This window comes from Streptomyces sp. ISL-66, assembly GCF_018614135.1.
GTDB lineage: Bacteria > Actinomycetota > Actinomycetes > Streptomycetales > Streptomycetaceae > Streptomyces.
In genome coordinates this window covers 75,414-94,307 of sequence record NZ_JAGGOW010000009.1, presented here as the reverse complement: position 1 = coordinate 94,307, position 18,894 = coordinate 75,414, and the positions used below count along the sequence as shown (strand labels likewise).

General features: G+C 74.0%; 14 protein-coding genes. 6 read left to right on the top strand and 8 right to left on the bottom strand.

The window, feature by feature from the left end; all coding sequences use genetic code 11:
- The 5 genes from J7E97_RS02435 to J7E97_RS02415 all read left to right on the top strand — a co-directional run.
- Positions 1–1,149, top strand: a 1,149-nt coding sequence (locus J7E97_RS02435) for a thioester domain-containing protein (protein WP_251053636.1), incomplete at its 5' end; no start/stop codon positions are given.
- 291 nt (positions 1,150–1,440) lie between these two features.
- A complete protein-coding gene (locus J7E97_RS02430) occupies positions 1,441–2,928 on the top strand; it encodes a bifunctional phosphatase PAP2/diacylglycerol kinase family protein (protein ID WP_215021661.1) in 1,488 nt (495 codons plus the stop codon).
- A 372-nt stretch (positions 2,929–3,300) separates the two neighbouring features.
- Positions 3,301–4,965: an energy-dependent translational throttle protein EttA gene (gene ettA, locus J7E97_RS02425; RefSeq protein ID WP_215021660.1), complete on the top strand. Its 1,665-nt coding sequence runs from the start codon at positions 3,301–3,303 to the stop codon at positions 4,963–4,965.
- 18 nt (positions 4,966–4,983) lie between these two features.
- Entirely contained in the window at positions 4,984–5,445 is a 462-nt protein-coding gene (locus J7E97_RS02420; protein ID WP_215021659.1) for a thioesterase family protein, read from the top strand.
- Positions 5,442–6,155 (top strand): hypothetical protein, encoded by a 714-nt coding sequence (locus J7E97_RS02415; RefSeq protein ID WP_215021658.1) that lies wholly within the window; start codon positions 5,442–5,444, stop codon positions 6,153–6,155. Before J7E97_RS02420 ends, J7E97_RS02415 begins: the two co-directional genes overlap by 4 nt.
- Before the next feature lie 113 nt (positions 6,156–6,268).
- Here the strand turns inward: J7E97_RS02415 and J7E97_RS02410 are convergent, their stop codons facing one another.
- Positions 6,269–6,673 (bottom strand): globin, encoded by a 405-nt coding sequence (locus tag J7E97_RS02410; protein WP_308346244.1) that lies wholly within the window; start codon positions 6,671–6,673, stop codon positions 6,269–6,271.
- Between the two features lie 175 nt (positions 6,674–6,848).
- Between J7E97_RS02410 and J7E97_RS02405 the strand changes: the two genes are divergently transcribed.
- Positions 6,849–7,841 carry a methyltransferase domain-containing protein gene (locus J7E97_RS02405; RefSeq protein WP_215021655.1) on the top strand — a complete coding sequence of 331 codons (993 nt, stop codon included), beginning with the start codon at positions 6,849–6,851 and terminating at the stop codon, positions 7,839–7,841.
- 50 nt (positions 7,842–7,891) lie between these two features.
- On the opposite strand, the gene J7E97_RS02400 is transcribed toward J7E97_RS02405, so the two are convergent.
- The 7 genes from J7E97_RS02400 to J7E97_RS02370 all read right to left on the bottom strand — a co-directional run bounded on the left by J7E97_RS02400 (position 7,892) and on the right by J7E97_RS02370 (position 18,799).
- Entirely contained in the window at positions 7,892–9,022 is a 1,131-nt protein-coding gene (locus tag J7E97_RS02400; protein WP_374224102.1) for an FHA domain-containing protein, read from the bottom strand.
- Between the two features lie 59 nt (positions 9,023–9,081).
- Positions 9,082–10,401 (bottom strand): VWA domain-containing protein, encoded by a 1,320-nt coding sequence (locus J7E97_RS02395; protein WP_215021652.1) that lies wholly within the window; start codon positions 10,399–10,401, stop codon positions 9,082–9,084.
- A 25-nt stretch (positions 10,402–10,426) separates the two neighbouring features.
- Positions 10,427–11,791: a protein phosphatase 2C domain-containing protein gene (locus tag J7E97_RS02390; protein WP_374224101.1), complete on the bottom strand. Its 1,365-nt coding sequence runs from the start codon at positions 11,789–11,791 to the stop codon at positions 10,427–10,429.
- Positions 11,792–12,091: 300 nt separating this feature from the next.
- Positions 12,092–14,917, bottom strand: a complete 2,826-nt coding sequence (locus J7E97_RS02385) for a serine/threonine-protein kinase (protein WP_215021648.1) — start codon at positions 14,915–14,917, stop codon at positions 12,092–12,094.
- Entirely contained in the window at positions 14,914–16,239 is a 1,326-nt protein-coding gene (locus J7E97_RS02380; RefSeq protein WP_251053657.1) for a hypothetical protein, read from the bottom strand. Before J7E97_RS02380 ends, J7E97_RS02385 begins: the two co-directional genes overlap by 4 nt.
- A gap of 83 nt (positions 16,240–16,322) precedes the next feature.
- A complete protein-coding gene (locus tag J7E97_RS02375; protein ID WP_215021665.1) occupies positions 16,323–17,282 on the bottom strand; it encodes a glutamate ABC transporter substrate-binding protein in 960 nt (319 codons plus the stop codon).
- A gap of 110 nt (positions 17,283–17,392) precedes the next feature.
- On the bottom strand, positions 17,393–18,799 hold the full coding sequence (locus J7E97_RS02370; RefSeq protein WP_374224100.1) for a hypothetical protein: 1,407 nt from the start codon (positions 18,797–18,799) through the stop codon (positions 17,393–17,395).
- Positions 18,800–18,894: the final 95 nt, after the last annotated feature.

Sequence of the window (18,894 nt, the reverse complement as noted above, 5' to 3'; positions counted from 1 at the left end):
GCCGCCGCGCTGGCCGCGGCGCCCGGTGCGCACGCGGCCGCCGACAGCGGCCCGGTGCCGCCCCGCGCACCGGAGGGGGCCAGTGCCGTCCTGGACGGGCTGAAGACCTACGGTCAGGCGGTCCTGCGCGGGGCGGACGGCTCCGTGCGGCAGATTCCCGCCGGGCTCTACGAGATGCGGGTCGACGGCGGCGGAATGCTCCAGACGTACGGGGTCGGCGTCGCGGGCAACGCGCAGCCCCAGACCCGGTATGCGGAGAGCGGCTGGAACGGCACCCCGCTCGCCGGAAGCGGCGAAGGGGGGCGGGTCCGCTGGATCCTGGAGCACTCCTACCCCCAGCTGAACGATCTGGCCGGGCTCGCCAAGGCGGCCGGAGCGGCCGGGCTCACCGCGGAGAGCGCGGCGGCCGGGACGCAGGTGGCCATCTGGAGGCTGGCCGAGGGCGTCCGCGTGGAGGCGGCGGACCCGGAGGCGGAGAAGCTCGCCGGATATCTCCAGCGGGAGGCGGGCCGGCTGCCGGAGCCGCCGGCTTCGCTGGGGCTGGAGCCCGGCGAGGTGTCGGGTCCGGCGGGCAGCCGGATCGGGCCGGTGACGGTGCGGACGGGTGCGCAGAGCGTGAGCGTGACCCCGGACCCGGCGGCCGTCGCCATGGGAGTGCGGGTCCTGGACGCGGAGGGGCGGCAGGTCGACACCGCCGCCAACGGGACCAGGCTGTTCTTCGAGGTACCGGCGGGGACGCCGGACGGCACCGCCTCGGTCACCGTCCACGGATCCACCCGGGTGCCGGTGGGGCGGGTCTTCACCACCGGGGTGCCGGCACAGGTCCAGATCGTCGCCGGCTCCAGCGCGTCCGCCCTCGCGGCCACGGCGACGGCGAAGTGGCCGCAGCCCGAGGCCGTCCAGGTGGCCGAAGCGGGGTCCTCGGGTACGGCGATGGCCCCCCTCGGCGCGGTGTCCGCACCCGCCTACACGGCCTCGCCGGACACCTCGGAGGAGCGGCTGGCCACCAGCGGCAGCTCGGCGGCCACCCCGGTCATCGCCTCCCTGGCGGTGGGCCTGGTGGTCCTGGGCGGCCTGGTCGTCCTGCTCCTGCGCAAGCGGCCCTTGGAGGAGGGGCCAGGCCCGGAGCGCGATACCGGTCAGGAATAGGGGGCGGGCGCGCCCGGGGGGAGCGGGCGGGTACGGCGAGCGAGGGCGCGTCCGGTGGGTGCGGGCGGGTACGGCGGGGGCGGCCGCGTCCGGCGGGTGCGGGCGGGTACGGCGGGGCACGGGCGCGTCCGGGGGAGTGGGCGGGCGCGTACGCCGGGCGCGGGCAAGTACAGCGGGCGGGTACGGAGAGTGGGCGGGTACGGCGGGTGCGGGCAGGGGTGACGGCCCGGCTGTGCGGCCGAGTGGCCGTTGGGTCCGGTTCGGATCGTGGACCGGGGGTAGGCGCAGGGGATGTCTGATCAAGAACTGACCTGGCGGGGCGCGGTCGCTCGGTGGGACCGGCAGTTGTTCGACGTGGTGGCACGGCGGCACTGGCCCGGGGCCGACAGGGTGCTGCCACGGCTCGGGCGGGCCGCGAACCACGGCGTGCTGTGGGGCGGGGCCGCCCTGGCGATCGCCGCCTGCGGCCCGGTCGGCGCCCGCAAGGCGGCGGGGCGCGGCATCGCGTCACTGGCGCTGGCCTCCGCGACCATCAACACCGTCGGGAAATGGTCCGTACGACGGGCGCGGCCGGTGCTGGAGGGGGTGCCCGTGGTGCGGCGGCTCACCAGGCAGCCTCAGACCACCTCCTTCCCCTCCGGGCACTCCGCGTCCGCGTTCGCCTTCGCCGCCGGAACGGCCATGGAATCCCCGGCCTTGGGCGCACTGCTCGCTCCGGTCGCCGCCTCCGTCGCGTTCTCCCGCGTGTACACCGGGGTCCACTACCCCTCCGACGTCCTCGCGGGCGCGGCACTCGGGGTGGCGGCCGGGCTCGTCGTCCGCCGGCTCACTCGGGACGCCGAGGACGCCCGGATAGTGCCGGGTGACGAGCGCGCGGCCACCGGCGTGCCCGCGCTGCCCGACGGCGACGGGCTCACGGTGGTGGTCAACAGCGGCTCGGGCACGGCCTCCGCCGCGGGGCTCGACGTACTGCGCGAGCGGCTTCCCAAGGCCGAGCTCGTCACCTGCGAGGGGTCCGAGCTCGCCGCGGAGCTGGCCTCGGCCGCCGAGCGGGCCGCCGTACTCGGCGTCTGCGGTGGCGACGGCACGGTCAACGCCGCCGCCACCGCCGCGCTGCGCGCCGGGATCCCGCTGGCGGTGTTCCCCGGCGGCACGCTCAACCACTTCGCGCTGGACCTCGGTCTCGCCGGGGTCGAGGACACCTGCCGGGCCGTGGCGGCCGGGCACGCCGTCCACATCGGGGTGGGGCGGTTCACCCCGGGCCCGGATCCCGCGGACACGAGAGCCGGGTACTTCCTCAACAACTTCAGCATCGGGGCCTATCCGCAGCTCCTCGGGCAACGCCTGCGGTGGGCGCCCCGGATCGGCGGCGGCCCCGCCGCGCTGCTGGCGGCCTGGAGGGTGCTGCGCGCCGAGCACCCCGTACGGCTCCGGCTGGCCGGGCAGCCGCGGAGCGTCTGGCTGCTCTTCGCGGGCAACGGCACCTACCGGGGTACCGGCCCGGCCCCGCGGTACCGCAAGAGCCTGGGGGAGGGCCTGCTCGACGTCCGGCTCGTCCTCGGCGGCGGCCGCCCGGGCCCCCGCCTGCTGGCCGCCGCCTTGGCCGGTCCGCTGAGCCGCTCCCCTGTCCACGTCGCCATCCGGCTGCGCAGCCTGCGCGTCGGGGACATCCCGCCCGGTACCGCGTTCGCCTACGACGGCGAATACGCGCAGGCCCCGGCCGCCCTCGTGCTGGAGGAGCTCCCGGACGCCCTGGCGGTGTACCGCCCGCGCCTCTGACACCTCCCCGGACCCGGGAGTACCCGGAGCCGGACCCGGGCGCGCCGGGCGCCGGACCTGGGCGCGCCGGGCGCTGGACCTGGGCGCGCCGGGCGCCTGACCCGGGAGCCCGGGGACCGGCGGGCCGGGGACCCGCAGCCGGGAGTCCCTGAAGCCGGTACCCGGGAGTCCATGGAGCGGGATCCGCGAGCCGGGCTCCAGCCCCCCGCCGTCGCCTCGGCAGCGGCATCCTGCCGTGCGGCACAAGGCCTCCGGGGCCTCGTCCGGACGTGCGCAGCGCCGCCCCGGCCCCTAACGGGTTTCCCCCGTGGGGTGGACGTCAGGCAAGATGGGGTGTATCTGCCCACCCATCGATCTGCCGGACGGTTTCTCTTGGCTGAGTTCATCTACACCATGCGCAAGACGCGCAAGGCGCACGGCGACAAGGTGATTCTTGATGACGTCACCCTGAACTTCCTGCCCGGCGCGAAGATCGGTGTGGTCGGCCCCAACGGCGCCGGTAAGTCCACCGTGCTCAAGATCATGGCGGGCCTGGAGCAGCCGTCCAACGGTGAGGCGTACCTGTCTCCCGGCTTCACCGTCGGCATCCTCATGCAGGAGCCCAAGCTCGACGAGTCCAAGACCGTCCTGGAGAACGTTCAGGACGGCGCGGCCGAGATCATGGGCAAGCTGAAGCGCTTCAACGAGGTCGCCGAGGAAATGGCGACCGACTACACCGACGCGCTCATGGACGAGATGGGCAAGCTCCAGGAAATCCTGGACCACGCCAACGCCTGGGACCTCGACGCCCAGCTCGAGCAGGCCATGGACGCTCTGGGCTGCCCGCCCGGCGACTGGCCCGTCACCAACCTCTCGGGTGGCGAGAAGCGCCGCGTCGCGCTCTGCAAGCTGCTGATCGAGGCCCCGGACCTGCTCCTCCTCGACGAGCCCACCAACCACCTCGACGCCGAGTCGGTGAACTGGCTGGAGCAGCACCTTTCGCAGTACGCGGGCGCCGTCGTGGCCGTCACCCACGACCGGTACTTCCTGAACAACGTCGCCGAGTGGATCCTCGAGCTCGACCGCGGCCGCGCCCACCCGTACGAGGGCAACTACTCCACCTACCTGGAGAAGAAGGCCACGCGTCTCAAGGTCGAAGGCCGCAAGGACGAGAAGCGCCAGAAGCGCCTCAAGGAAGAGCTGGAGTGGGTCCGCTCCAACGCCAAGGGCCGCCAGACCAAGTCCAAGGCCCGTCTCGCCCGCTACGAGGAAATGGCCGCCGAGGCGGACAAGATGCGGAAGCTGGACTTCGAGGAGATCCAGATCCCGCCGGGCCCGCGTCTGGGCTCGATCGTGGTCGAGGTCAACAACCTCTCCAAGGCGTTCGGTGACAAGGTCCTGGTCGACGACCTGTCCTTCACGCTGCCGCGCAACGGCATCGTCGGCATCATCGGCCCGAACGGCGCCGGCAAGACCACGCTCTTCAAGATGCTCCTGGGTCTGGAAGACCCGGACTCCGGCTCCGTCAAGGTCGGCGAGACCGTAAAGATCTCGTACGTCGACCAGAGCCGCGCCAACATCGACCCGAAGAAGTCCCTCTGGGCGGTCGTGTCGGACGAGCTGGACTACATCAACGTGGGCCAGGTCGAGATGCCGTCCCGCGCGTACGTCAGCGCCTTCGGCTTCAAGGGTCCGGATCAGCAGAAGGCGGCCGGCATCCTCTCCGGTGGTGAGCGCAACCGCCTGAACCTGGCGCTGACGCTCAAGGAGGGCGGCAACCTGCTGCTCCTCGACGAGCCCACCAACGACCTTGACGTCGAGACCCTGTCCTCGCTCGAGAACGCGCTCCTGGAGTTCCCGGGCGCGGCCGTGGTCATCTCGCACGACCGCTGGTTCCTGGACCGAGTCGCCACGCACATCCTGGCGTACGAGGGCGAGTCCAAGTGGTACTGGTTCGAGGGCAACTTCGAGTCGTACGAGAAGAACAAGGTCGAGCGGCTCGGCGCGGACGCGACGCGTCCGCACCGCGCCACCTACAAGAAGCTCACCCGAGGCTGAGGGCTGAGGTCACAGACCATGGCCAGACACCACTACCGGTGCCCCCTGCGCTGGGCGGACATGGATGCCTTCGGGCACGTCAACAACGTGGTCTTCCTCCGCTATCTGGAGGAGGCACGGATCGACTTCATGTTCCGCCTCGCGCCGGGGGAGGGCAGTGAGTCCTTCACGGGCGGCTCCGTCGTGGCCCGCCACGAGATCGACTACAAGCTGCCCCTCGTGCACCGCCACGAGCCGGTCCTCATCGAATCCTGGGTGACCCGGATAGGCGCCGCTTCCCTGACCATCCGCTACGAGGTCAAGGACGAGGCGACCGAGGACGCGCCCGAAACGGTCTACGTGCGCGCCGAGACCGTGGTCGTGCCCTACAACCTCGCCGAGGGGCGGCCCCGCCGCATCACGGCCGAGGAGAAGCTCTTCCTCCAGGAGTACCTGGACGAGCCGCAGTCCGGCGCCACTGCCGGAGGCATCGCGGCATGAACGAGCAGCTGCACTTCGCCGATTCCGGGGAGGCGGCGGACCTCGCCGCCTTCCTGGGCCGGCTGGTGCACTACGACCGCGCCGCCGCCGTCCGCCTGCAAGCGCGGGCCGGCGGCGGCGCGCTCGCCGTCTTCGGACGGCCCCCGTCCTTCGACGTGCTGGCCATCCGCACCGTCAGGCTCGCCGGAGCGGCCGCCGTGCCGCTGGACCTCACCGTCTCGGCCGGCGAGCTGCTGGAGTCCGTGGACGAGGGCGACCGGGCGGGCGCCGTCGTGCCCGCGGCCGTCACCGGACCGCCCTGGGCCGGAGTGCTCCCGCCCCGCGGCGGCTGGACCCCGGTGCCCGGGCTGCCCGGCCCCGAGGCGATACGGGCGGCACTCGCCGCCTCCGTCGTCGAATTCCGGGCCCGCGACGAGGCCCTGCCCCCGCAGCACCGGACCCGCTCCGAGCGCGACCGCATCGGCCGCGAGATCTGGTCCCGCACGCTGGGGGACACCGACCTTCCGCTGCGCGCCGTCCACGCCGCGCAGTCCCTGGGCTTCCTGCGGCCGGTACGGTCCACCGTGCCCGCCGCTCCCACCCCGCCCGGAGCCACCGACCCGGTGGCGCTGCTCGCGGCCGGGGGCTGGCTGCGGCTGCGCACCCCGTACGGGTCGATCGCCACGCGCCGCCCCGGCGGCCTCACCGCCCTGTCGGTCCGGCCCGTCTAGCCAGTAGGGCCGCGGCCCCGGGGCGCGAGGCCTTGTAGGGGAGCCCCTAGGTGTCCTCGGGGGTCCTCGGGTGTCCTCGTACGGGAACCCGCGCGGGACGCCGTACGGGCGGGCTAGCCCTCGGTGTTGATCATCGAGGCGGCGGCGTACGTCAGGTAGCGCCACAGCTGCGCCTCGTGCTCCGGCGCGAGGGCGAGCTCGTCCACCGCGACCCGCATGTGCTTCAGCCACGCGTCGTGCGCGGCCGCGTCCACCTGGAACGGTGCGTGGCGCATGCGCAGGCGGGGGTGCCCGCGGTTCTCGCTGTAGGTGTTCGGGCCGCCCCAGTACTGCATCAGGAACAGCGCGAACCGCTCCTCGGCCGGTCCGAGGTCCCCTTCCGGGTACATCGGGCGCAGCAGCGGGTCCTCGGCGACGCCCTGGTAGAAGCGGTGCACCAGGCGGCGGAAGGTGTCCTCGCCGCCCACCATCTCGTAGAAGGTCTGCTCCTGGACCGTGCCCCGCGGAATCTCATTCACCCGACCATCGTCTCAGACGCCCGGACGGAGGACCCCGGTCCTAGGACCTCGCATCGCGCCCCGCGCGCGGGGCCGGGGACGACGGCCGGAGCTAGCGGAGCAGCCCGGGGCAGCCCGGCGCCGTACGGAGCCGCCCGGAGTAGCCCGGGGGCGCGGTCCGCAGGACAGTGGAGGCATGGGCACACACGCCGAGGCGCGCGACGTGCGGGAGATCGCGCACGCCGCGCAGGTACGGGAGCTCGTCGCCGCCGGGGCGCTGAGCGATCCGGCCTGGCGGGCCGCCTTCGCCGCCGTGCCCCGGCACGTCTTCGTCCCCTGCTACTTCACCGGCCGCGGCGCGGGCCACGAGCGGCTCTGGGCCGATGACCCCGACCCCGCACAGCGGGCGCGCTGGCTGCGCGGGGTCTACACGGACGCCCCGCTCGCCACCCGGCTGCGCGACGGCGAGCTGGTCTCCTCCAGCAGCCAGCCCTCGCTGATGGCGAAGATGCTGGAGGCCCTGGAGGTCCGCGACGGGGACAACGTGCTGGAGATCGGCGCGGGCACCGGCTACAACGCGGCCCTGCTCTGCCATCGCCTCGGCGAGGACCTCGTCACCACCGTGGACCTGGACGAGGAGATCACCGAGTCGGCGCGCTCGCACCTGGCCCGGCTCGGCTACCGGCCCGCCGTGGTCACCGGCGACGGGGCGCGCGGCTGCCCCTCCCGCGCCCCGTTCGACCGGATCCTGGTGACCTGCACGCTGCCGCAGATCCCGTACGCCTGGCTCGGGCAGTGCCGGCCGGGCGCGCGGATCCTGGCCCCGCTGTCGACCGGGCTGATCGCGCTGACCGTGCGGGACGCCGAGCTCGCGGAGGGGCGCTTCCTGCACACCTCGGCGTACTTCGTGCCGCTGCGCGGGGCCACGGCGGCGCCGCCGGGAACGTACGGGATGCCGGAGGGGCTCCCGTACGAGCTGGTGGAGAACGAGCGCTTCCAGTTCATGCTGGTGCTGACCTCGGGCGCGCTGCACCCGAGGGAGGCGCTGGACCTGTGGCGGCGCGAGGGGCGGCCGGCGCGCGAACGCTTCGGGGTGACCGTCAGCGCGCAGGGGCAGTGGTCGTGGCTCGACGATCCCCAGGGGCCCTACGTGTGGCCCCTGGGGGAGCCGGCCGGGCCGGCCGGCTAGCGCTGTGGCCGAGAAGGTTCCTTCCCGGCCACAGCGCCAGCGGTAGCTGTTCAGCCCCGGCGAATGGTGATCGTGGTCCAGGCGCCGACGTGGACGCGGTCGCCGTCGCCGAGCGGGACCGGCACGTAGGGCTGGATGGATTCCTCGCCCCCGTTGATGGTGGTGCCGTTGGTGGAGTTCTGGTCCACCACGGCCCAGCTGCCGTCGGGCTGCTGGACGAGCACCGCGTGCTGGTGCGAGACGCCCGGGTCCTCCGGGGGCACCGACAGGTCGACGTCGGGGGACTCGCCCGTCGAGGCGCGGCGCCGGCCGATGGTGATCTGGCCGCCGGCGAGCGGGAGGTGCTGCTCGGGGGAGTAGGCGGGCAGGCTGAGGCCGGCCGCCTCCGGGCCGCTGCGCTGCATCATCGCCATGAAGTACGAGCGGTCCGGACCGATGGTCGCGGTCCAGGAGCCGCCGCCCTGCTGCTGGGGCGGGAAGGGCTGGTGGGACTGGGGTGACTGCTGCTGCTGGTGGTGCTGTTGCTGCGGCTCGTACTGCCCCGTCTGCGACGGCGACTGCTGGTACTGGGGCTGCTGCGGGGGCGGCGGCTGCTGCTGGTACTGGGGCTGCTGGTACTCCTGGTGCGCCGGGGGCGGCAGCATCCAGTCGTCCTCGCGCTGCAGCGGCTCGGCGGCCCTGTTGACGCGGGAAGGGCGCGAGCCCTGGTACTCGAAGTGGTCCTGGGAGTACGCGGGCGGGGCCGACGGCGCGCTGGGAGAGGGGAGCGGCGGCGCGGGTGGTGGCGGCGGCGGACCGGGCGTTCCCTGCCCGTGCCCCTGCCCGTGGCCGTGGCCGTGGCCCTGTCCGTGGCCCTGTCCGTGGCCGTGCCCCTGGCCGGCGTCCGGGGCGTCCGGGGCGAGTGGGGTGTACGAAGTCGCCGTGCGCGTGAGGAAGTTGTAGCGGCACTCCTCGCAGAACGGGGCCATGGCCTCGCGCGGGGTGCGGCACTGCGGGCAGAGCTCGGCCTGGGCGGTCGGCTCGCCGGTGGGAGGGTAGCCGTAGCCGTAGGAGGGCGCCGCGGGGGTGCCCGTGGGGGCAGCCATGCGGTGACCGCAGACCTCGCACCAGTCGTCGGAGGCGGACTGGTGCCCGTTCGGGCAGGTCGGCATCGCGGCGCTTCCTCCTTCTTCCTGCGCCATCGCGGCAGGCTCTTCTTCGCTTCGTCTATGACTTCTTCGGCGTGCGTCTGATCAGAATGTCAGGCTTTTTTCACTCGAACGGTTTGGGTCGAACGCGTTTCAAGGGTCATCTCGTCCGCATCGGCGACCTTTGCCTTCAGTCGCACAGTACCCGCCGCCGCATCGACGACGTCCACCACCTTCGCGAGCAGCTTGGCGGTGTCGGCGTTGCCCGAGCTGCTCGCGAGTTGCACGGCGCGGCCGAGCTTGGCCGTCGCTCCGCCGACATCGCCCAGTTTGCGGGCTTCCAGGCCCTGTTGGATAGCCTGCGCGAGCTCCGCCTGCCCGGTGTAGTGGGCCACCTGGGCGTTGATGGCGGTCGACGCGGCGAGGTCGTTCGTCCACACCGCGCGGACCAGGCCCTGGGCGAGGACGGCCGGCGCCTCACCGGGTGCCCCCGGCATGAGGAGCGTGGCGCGGGCGGCCAGCATCTCCTGCCCGACCGCCGCGCCCGGGACCCGTACGCACACGTGGTACTCGCGGGACTCGTCGCCCCACGAACCCGTCGGATAGTCCCCGGCGCGCGGGCCCGCCTCGGTGCGGCGGTCGGTCAGGTCGTGGACGGCGGGCGAGACCTGCTTGACGTACTGGATCTCCACGCCCACCGGGGTCCACAGGCGCAGCGAGACGTCCGCGACCTCCTTGCCCATGACGTTCTCCATCATGTGCGTGAAGTCCGCGCTGAGGCGGGCCGGATCGGCCACGATGTCGGCGGTGCCGAGCAGCGCGCCCGCGATGCCGGTGACCTCCTTGACCTCCCAGTCGGTCCCCACGCCGCGGGCGTCACACGTGAAGCGGCCCGCGCAGGCGTCGAGGGTGGCACGGAGTACGGCCGGTTCCTCGTGCTCGTTGCGGCCGTCGGTGAGCAGGATCCCGTGCCGGATCGAGGCGGTCGACCGGCGCAGCAGGCCGTCGGCCAGGCGCAGCCAGGTGCCGATGGCGGTGCCGCCGCCGCAGGACAGGCCGCGCAGGGCCTCTTTGGCCTGGGCGCGGGTGGTCGCGTCGGCGGTGGCCAGGAGACCCTGGCCGGGGTAGACCTCCTTGGCCACGTGCGTACCGGCGATCACGGCGAAGGCGGTGCCGTCGCGGAGGGTGTCGATGGCGGCGGCGGTGGCCTCGCGGGCGCCGCGCATCTTCTCGGGCGGGTACTCCATGGAACCGGAGCAGTCGACCATGATCACGACGGCGGCGCCCTGCGCGGACGTCCGGGTGGCGGTGGCTCCCCCGGTGGAGGTCACCGTCACGATGGCGTGGACGTCGCGGCCGCCCTCGGGGAGGAACTCGTTCTGGTACACGTCCACGCTGAAGCGCGGGGCACTCGGCTTGGCGAAGTTCGCCATCGGTCGGAACTCCTCGGGGCGGGGATCAGGCCTGGCTGGGAGCGGGGCCCTCGGGTGCGGCGAAGGGGACGACGGCGACGGTCACGTTGTCGTGGCCGCCGCCGTCGAGTGCGTGCCCCACCAGGACCTGCGCACTGTGCAGGGGCCTGGCGGCGGCGTCGGCGGGGAGCACCTGGGCGATGTCCCGCGCCGACTCGGCGTAGTTCCACAGGCCGTCGGTGCAGACCACGATCACGCCGTCGTGGTCGGGCTTGAAGGTGGCGGTGTGGGGTTCCAGGTCGTACGCGTCGGCCCCGAGCCAGCCGGTGATGGCGTGCGCGCGGACGTCGGCGTAGGCCTCGGCCTCGCCCATCAGGCCCGCCGCGACCATCTGGGCGGCCCAGGAGTCGTCCTCGGTGAGGCGCCGGGGGAGCGCGGCGCGGTCGTCCGGAACCCAGTACGCGCGGCTGTCGCCGACCCAGCCGATGGTCAGCAGTCCGCCGCTGACGACGGCGCCGACCAGGGTGCAGGCGGGGGCGTTCTGGGCGCCGGGCACCTCGGGGGCGAGGGCGTTCACGGCGGCCGCGGCGGCCAGGATCGCCTCGTGCATGGCCTCCTGGGGGTGCGCGCCGCGGGGGAGGGCGTCGAGCAGGGCCTCGTTGGCGGCGGCCGCGGCGGCGGCCGAAGCCTCGTCGGGGCGGCTGGCCGAGGAGACGCCGTCGCAGACGATGGCCACGGTGGCGGCGGAGCCGTCGGGCAGCGCGGTGGCCGCCACGGCGAAGGAGTCCTCGTTGCGGTGGTGGCGCAGCCCGCGATCGCTGACGGCGGCGACGCTGCCGAGCTCCTCTTCGAGGTGGTCCCGCTCGCGGGGCTGCGCGTGCCCGCAGTGCTCGCAGTACCCGTCGGTGTCCACGCGCCCGGCGCGGCAGGCCACGCAGGTCTTGCCGGAGCCGGCCGGCTGACCGGCGGGCGACTGGCCGCCGTTGGGCGGGGCCGCTTCGTGCGGGGCCCCTTCGTGCGGGTCGCCGTACGGGGCTTCGCCCGCGGGGTACTGGCCCTGCGGCGCGGGGGTGTCGAAGCGGGTCCCGCCTCCGGGGGGCGGGCCCTGCGGTTCGGGGTCTCCGTACGGGGGCTCGTGTCCGGAGGCACCGCCCTGGAGGGCGGATCCGTACGGGGCCTGCGGGCCCGCGCCGTCGGAAGTCGAAGCGGAAGCGGAGGTGAAAGCGGAGTGGGAAGCGGAAGCGTCCGGTTGGGCGGGGTCCGGGGAGGCCGTCGTGTCGGCCCAGCCTTCGGGGCCGCCGATCAGGGTGGGGGCGGCCGTCGACACGCTGCCCCAGCCCGGCGCGGGCTCGCCGGCGTACCCCGAGGCGGTGCGCTCGCCGTAGGCGGTGGCGCCGGAGGGGCGGGACACGAGGCCGTCGTCGGGCGCCGGAGCTCCACCCATCGGGCCGGGTACCGCCGGGGCGACGGCCGGAGCCGGAGCGGCCACCGGAGCCGGAGCGGCCACTGGAACCGGAGCGGCCCCAGGAGCCGGAGCGGCGGGCGGAGCCGCCGGCCGGGCCGGAGCCGGTACCGGAGCCGCCGACGCGGCGGCCGGGGCCGCGGAGCCGGAAGGCGTGAGGGCGTAACCGCAGAGGCCGCAGAAGCGGTCACCCTCCTCCAAGGGTTCCGCGCAGCTGGGGCAGCCAGACAGCCGATGCATCGACATCAATCACACCCACGTCCGGGGACGGAAACGGTTTGCCCGTTCCACCAGTTCGATCCTCTCCTCGCCCCGCTGCGCCAGCCGAGCCAGCACGCGGTACGAGCGCTCCAAGCCGAAGCGCAGCCCCCGCTCGTCCAGTTGGCAACCGAGCAGCGAGGTACGACCGGAATCGGAACCCCGGCTACCCGACAGTACCCAGTTCAGCGCCGAGCCCAGAACTTCCGCCCGCAGCCGCTCGTGGCGCACCGAGTCCAGACCGAACCTTCCCAACGCCTCCACCTGCGCCGCGGCCGCCGCGAGATCCGGCAGCAGCGCTTCCCGCGGTGACCGGTCGCGCAGGCGTGCCCGTACGGCCGCCACCCGCGCGGCGGTGTGGTGGATGGACACCTCCGGTACGGATTCCAGCGTGCGCACGGCTCCGTTGCGGTCCCCGGCGGCCAGCTGCACCCGGGCCAGCCCGAAGGCCGCGCCCACGAAGCCCGGGTCCGTGGTCCACACCAGGCGGTAGTAGTCGGCGGCGTTGTCCAGCTGCCCGAGCACCTCGGCGCACAGGCCCAGGGCCAGCTTCGGCGCCGGTTCGCCGGGGAAGGCGTCGTAGACGGCGTCGAAGGACAGGGCCGCCGTCTCGTCCTCCCCGAAGGCCAGCGAGGCGATGCCGCGGGCCCACACCACCCGCCAGTCGTCCGGATGCCGCTCTTCCAGCCGGAGCAGCGCGTCGGCGACGAGGTCCGCGTCGGTGCCGCCCAGTTCGAGCCGGGCCCGGAGCTCCCGCAGCCGCAGCTCGGCCGATTCGGCGGGCGCCGAGCTCAGCACGGCCAGCAGATCGGCGGGGGCGGAAGCCATCAGGCCCGCCAGGAAGCCGGCGTTGGGATCGGCGGCGTCGACCAGCGGCACGGGCAGCGCCAGTGCGGCCTCGCGGGCGTCGAGCGTCGACCGCTCCGGCCGCCGGAGCAGGGCTCCCTCGGCCGAATGCGGCGGCACGGCCGGCGGTGCCTGGCGCGGGGCCGGTACGGCCGGGTCGGCGGCCCTGTGCGTCGCGGTGGTCACGAGCCCGGTCGTGCCGTACCCGGTGATCGGACCCGCCGGGGGCGGGACCAGCGGGGCGGAAGCCGGACCGGCACCCCGGCCGACGGGTCCCCCCGGCACCGGCAGCGCCGCCGAAGCCGAGCCCGGGAAAGCCGAGCCCGCCGAAGCGGAGCCTGGAGAAGTGGAGCCAGGGGAAGTGGAGGGTGCTGCTCCGGCCGCCCGTCCGCGCCGGGATCCCCGCCGCTTCTCGGCCCGGCCGCCCAGCCAGGAGGCCTCCGCCCCCGACTCGTCGGTGAACAGCCGGTCGTCGGGGACCCGCAGCTCCGGCCCGAACAGCGTGGAGACCTGCGGCCTCGGCCGGCCCGTCTGGAGTGCGACGACCTCCCGCAGCACTCCGGTCAGCTGGTCCGCCATCTCCTGCGCGGACGCGAACCGCCGTCCGGGATCCGGATCGGTGGCCCGGACCAGCAGCCGGTAGAAGGACTCGTACCGCCCGAACACCTCGATGTGCTGCGGGTCGGGCAGCGAGTCCACGAAGACGTTCGTGTACCCCTGGAAGTCGAAGGTCAGGACGGCCAGCGTGCGCGCCACCGTGTACAGGTCGGAGGCGACCGACGGTCCGGCCTCCGCGACCTCCGGCGCCTGATAGCCCACGGTGCCGTAGATGGCCGACTCCTCGTCGTCCATCCGCCGCACCGCGCCCATGTCGATCAGCTTCAGCTGGTCTGCCTGCTGGATGGCGTTGTCGACCTTGAAGTCGCAGTACAGGAGGTTCCTGCTGTGCAGGTGGCCGAGCGCCTCCAGCGCCTCGATGCCGTACGCGCAGGCCTGCTCGACCGGCAGCGGATCGCGCCGGCCGTCCGGCCGCCGCCGCTCGTTGGCGATCTCCTTGAGCGATTTGCCGCCGACGTACTCCATGACGATGTACCCGTCCAGCGAACCGGTCCGCTGGTCCAGGTGCTCCACGAAGTTGTAGATCCGCACGATGTTGGAGTGCTCGATCTCCGCGAGGAAGCGCCGCTCCGAGATCGCGGCCGCCATCGCGTCCTGGTCGCCGGTGTCCAGCAGGCCCTTGAGCACCACCCACCGGTCCGACACGGCCCGGTCCACCGCGAGGTAGACCCAGCCGAGGCCGCCGTGCGCGAGGCAGCCGGCCACCTCGTACTGGCCGTGGACGAGATCGCCCGCGCGGAGCTTGGGCACGAAGGAGTACGGATGCCCGCACTTGGTGCAGAAACCTTCCGTCCGTCCCGGCCGCTCACCGCGCGCCCGGCCCACCGGAGCACCGCAGTCCGAGCGCGAGCAGAACCGCTTGCGCTCCGGCACCTCCGGGTTCTCCAGCACCGCCGCCGAAGGATCCGGACGAGGCACCTCCGGCATGTTGACCAGCCCGGCCCCGAGCCGGCTGCGTCCCGAGGACGAGGCGGCCGAGCCCGAGCTGCGCACCGACACCGAGCGGGTGGAGGCGGTGCCGCCCGCCACGGCGCGCGAGAGCCGGCCGGACACCGAGCGCCGGGAGGAGGACGAGCGCGAGGAGCGGGAGGCACGCGAGGACGACGAAGAGGACGAGGACCGGCCGGACCCGTGGGATCCCTGCGACCCGTAGGAGCCGTGGGACCCCTGCGAGTCCCCGTGGCGCGCCGCGCTCGTCATCGCCGTCGGCACGGACACCAGCTCTTCGGCGCCCGCCGCGACGGCGCCGGCCGGGGCCAGCCCGCAGGTGCCGCAGTAGAGCTCGCCGCCGCCCATGTCCTCGTACGACCCCGGGCAGCCGGGGCGCATGCACGCCGTTCCGGTCAGACTCATGCGTCCCCCTCCCTCGGCCCCTCGGGCCACTCCCGAACCGACGGTTCGCGCTGGTCCCGCGGTTCCCACTGTTGCTCGTCTGCTTGCTGCGTCCGCTGCTGCTGTGGCACCAGGGACTCGGCCGTCGCCTGCTGGTAGCGCCACACGGCCTGCTCGGCGGCCCGCAGATCGCAGGGCGCGCTCCACAGCATCCGCCGGGCCGTGTCGTACCGCTCGATCAGCAACGGGTCCTGCGCCATCCCGTGCCGGGCGACCTTCGCCTTGTACGCGTCGAGCCGGCCGCGCAGTTCGGCCCGCACGGCCAGCGGGGCCGTCACCGCCGTCAACGATTCACGGGCCCGCAGCAGTTCCTCCTCGGCGCGCACCTCCAGCGACTCCAGCAGCGGGGACAGCCGGTGCCACTGGGACCGCCGACGGTACTCGGCGGCCGCCGACAACTCCTCCTGCAGCGCCGTCGGCGGACCGCTCACCGCCGGCACCTCGGACGCCGCGATCTTCGCCAGCACCTCGGCGCGCGCTTTGCGGGCTTCCGCCAAGGTCCGGTCGGCCCGCGAGAGCACGTCCCGCAGACCGATCAGCCGCTGCTCGGAATCCTGCCGGACGGCCAGTACCGCCTCGACCTCCCGGCGTACGTCTTCCAGCGCGAGGGCGGCCCGGTCGTAGCGCCTGGTGTCGGGGCGGCCGCCACCGGGCGCCGAACTCCCGGCCGCCGGGACCCAGAACGCCAGCGGGTCCGCGATCACCCGCTCCCGCAGCTCCGCCAGCTCGGTGGTGATGGCCTCCAGGTCGTCCCCCGAGGGGTGCTCGCCCGGGCGGACCCCGACGGAGTGGGCCAGCGAGCGCGTGCGGTGCAGTTCGGCGGCGAGCAGGTCGATCCGGGCGGGCAGGGCCGACCACACCGAGTCGGCGGCGACCACCACGTCCAGCGAGGCGGCGTACAGCTCGTTCATCCGGGCCACCAGCTCGGCGAGCGAGAACCGCTCCGCCAGCGGAGCACCCTCCACCCCGGCCCCGGAGATCAGCACACCGGGCCCGCGCAGCCGGTCGGTGAGCTCGACCAGGTCCTCGCGGCCGGGCCAGCGGCGGCGCTCCCGGACCTCCCGGGCGGCGGCCAGGGCCCCGCTGTAGGCGTCGAAGTACCGCCACAGCCGGGTGATGGCCGCGTCGGCCGCGGCCCACCGCTCCTTGGTGAGCCCGGTCAGCCCGGCACCCTCCAGCAGCCGCCGTCCGGCGTGGTCCTGGAGCGCGAGCAGCGAGGTCTCGACGGCCTCGTGCTCCGCGCCCAGCCGGGACAGCGCGCGGTCCACGCCGTCCCGGTCCATCACTGCCGATCCAGCTTCCACCGGCCCCGCCTCCGCCTTCGTCTCCGGTCTCCTGCCGTCGGGCTCCGAATCCGCCACCGGCCTCAGTCCCGGTACTTGGGCGCGGGCGGGCCGCTGACGCCGGGCAGCACGGGCTGGAGGTGGGTCCTGTAGGCGGCCATCCACGGGCTGCCGTCCCCGCCCGCGCGGTACTCCTCCAGCACCTTGTTGACCCGGCGCACCAGATCACCCGCGTCCTTGTTCATGGCCACCCCGTAGAACTCCTTGGTGAACGGGGAGCCGACCAGCTGGATCGACGGGTCCTGCGCGGCCTGGCCGGCCGCGAGGGCGTTGTCGGTGACGATGCCGTCCACCTCGCCGAGCTGCAGCCGGACCAGGCAGTCCAGCTGGTTGGGCACGCTGACGGGTACGGAACCGTACGACTGGGCCGCCAGCGCCGCCTCCGCCGTGGAGCCGGCGGCCGTGCACACCTTGCGGCCCTTCAGCGAGGCGTCGTAGCCGGTGATCGCCGAGCCCTTGGGCGCCAGCACCTGCTGCCCGGCCTCGAAGTACGCCGTCGAGAAGGCGACGTCCTCCAGCCGCTGGCAGTTGACCGTCATGGTCCGCACCACGATGTCGACGGTGTTGTCCTTGAGCGCGGGGATGCGCTGGCTGGTGGGGATCGCCCGGTAGATGACCTTCTCGGAGTCGCCCAGGATGTCCTTGGCTATGGCCTTGACCAGGGCGATGTCGAAGCCGTCCAGCTGGCCGGCCGGATTGCGGTAGCCCCATTTGAAGCTGTTCTGGTCCACGCCGGCCACGAGGTGGCCCGCGTCGCGGATCCGCTGGATGGCCGCCCCGTCCAGGCCGTTCGGGCGCAGGCTGGCCTCCGGGTCCGAGCAGGTGTCGCCCGGGGCCTGCGGGGCGAGGGCCATCCTGACCGGTTCGCGGACCACCGGGGGGCGCCCGCCGCCCGGGGTCGCGTGGGCCAGCGGCAGCAGTACGGCCGCGGCCGTCAGCGCGCAGGCGACGGCCATCGCGCTGACCCCGCCCCAGCCGCGCATCCGGCCCGCGAACCGCGGTACGGCACGGACTCCGTGGCCGTCGTGGCCGTGATGGCCCTCGTGCCCGCCGGTGCCCGGCTCTTCGCGCCCCACACGTCCCAGCATCGCTCTCACCTGTACTCCGAAAGCCTGCGCCCGATGCCGAGCAGTGCCGCCGCCGCGCCGACGACCACCAGGGCCGCCGTGCCTGTCACCAGACCGCCGAGCGCGCCCAGCCCGTCCCGGGCCGCCCGGGTGAACTCCCGCTGCTCGTGGGCCACGGCCTGTTCCAGCGAGGCGTCCACCGTATCGAAGGCGGCCCCGCTGTACTCCTTGTGGTCCCGGTCCCCGATGACCTGGCCGAGGGCGCCCTGGTAGTCACCCGTCAGGTCCGTCTGCCGGGCCGCCGCGTGCAGTTCCCTCCACCGCTTAACGCCGTCCGCGGCGCGGGCGACGGGCGCTCGCCCGGCCTCGTCGTCGGCCAGCTTCGAGGCGGTCGCGAGGCCCGCTTCCAGGTCCTCCATGTCCTTGCCGAAGTCCACGTCGTACTTGTCGGACTTCTTGTCCTCGGCGAGTACGGCGCCCCGCGAGATCAGCGTCAGGTTCTCGCTGGCCCGCGCCTGGAGCGAGGCGATCCGCGCGTCGTTGAGCACCTTGAGGGACTCCTGCCCGTCCGTGCGGGCCTCGCTCAGCCCCGACCGGGCGACCGTGTGCCCCGCGGCGAGCCACAGCAGCACCACCAGCGAGGCGGCCGTCGCGGCGACGAGCCCGTGGTTGAGGACGCGGTTGGTCCGGCGGTAGTTGCGCCGTTGGGCCCAGACCAGGGCGGCGAGCGCGAGCAGGCCCGCTCCGAACGAGGCCAGCGGCAGCGCGCGGGCGTCGTCGTAGTCGGTGTAGAGCCGCCCGGTCTCCGCCTCGTAGAGCCGCTGCGCGGCGGGCAGCAGCTGGGTGCTCATCTGCTCGTTCGCGTACCGGAGGTAGGCGCCGCCGAGCGGCAGGCCCTGCTTGTTGGTGGCCCGCGCCTGCTCGATCAGGCCGGTGTAGCGGGGGAGCTGCTCGCTCAGCAGGGTGATCTGCTTGCGGGAGTCCTCGTCGGCCCGGGTGTTGGCGGCCGCGCTGATCAGCAGCCGGGACGCGTTGGCTATGTCCTTCTCGTACCTCTGGCGGACCTCGCGGGGCTCGTTGGAGCCCGCCAGGAAGCCGCTGGAGGAGACGGTGTCGGCGTCCGCGAGGGAGCGGTAGATGCTCGCCGCGTCGGCGCTCAGCGGCTGGCTGCGGCCCACCACGTCGTCGGCGGCGGTGACCCGGCCGGAGATCTCCCAGACGGCGACCGCGCCGAACAGCAGGACCAGCGCGGCCAGTACCGCGCCGATGATCCGAAGCCGGCCGGGCTCGGTCGTGGCGGCGGCGCGCAGCCGCTCCACGCCCTCGGCCCAGGCGGTGCTCCGCCCGGGCAGGCCGTCGGGCGGCGGCGCCGGAGGGCCGGAAGGCGCCGCGACGGGGCCGCCCGGCGCGGGCGCGCGTGATGTGATGGCCACCGTGACCTCCCCCTCGGTCCGTAGTGCTTCGCAGCAGTATGGCCTGAGTGACGGTCGACCACAGCACCCGGTACTGGATCAGTCACGATCCGCCC

Bases quoted from the DNA above. Each gene is read 5' to 3' on its own strand.
- J7E97_RS02380 (WP_251053657.1), bottom strand. From the start codon at position 16,239: ATGGACCGGGACGGCGTGGACCGCGCGCTGTCCCGGCTGGGCGCGGAG.
- J7E97_RS02395 (WP_215021652.1), bottom strand. From the start codon at position 10,401: ATGGCGAACTTCGCCAAGCCGAGTGCCCCGCGCTTCAGCGTGGACGTG.
- J7E97_RS02385 (WP_215021648.1), bottom strand. From the start codon at position 14,917: ATGAGTCTGACCGGAACGGCGTGCATGCGCCCCGGCTGCCCGGGGTCG.
- J7E97_RS02430 (WP_215021661.1), top strand. From the start codon at position 1,441: ATGTCTGATCAAGAACTGACCTGGCGGGGCGCGGTCGCTCGGTGGGAC.
- J7E97_RS02375 (WP_215021665.1), bottom strand. From the start codon at position 17,282: ATGCGCGGCTGGGGCGGGGTCAGCGCGATGGCCGTCGCCTGCGCGCTG.
- J7E97_RS02415 (WP_215021658.1), top strand. From the start codon at position 5,442: ATGAACGAGCAGCTGCACTTCGCCGATTCCGGGGAGGCGGCGGACCTC.
- J7E97_RS02400 (WP_374224102.1), bottom strand. From the start codon at position 9,022: ATGGCGCAGGAAGAAGGAGGAAGCGCCGCGATGCCGACCTGCCCGAAC.
- J7E97_RS02420 (WP_215021659.1), top strand. From the start codon at position 4,984: ATGGCCAGACACCACTACCGGTGCCCCCTGCGCTGGGCGGACATGGAT.
- J7E97_RS02405 (WP_215021655.1), top strand. From the start codon at position 6,849: ATGGGCACACACGCCGAGGCGCGCGACGTGCGGGAGATCGCGCACGCC.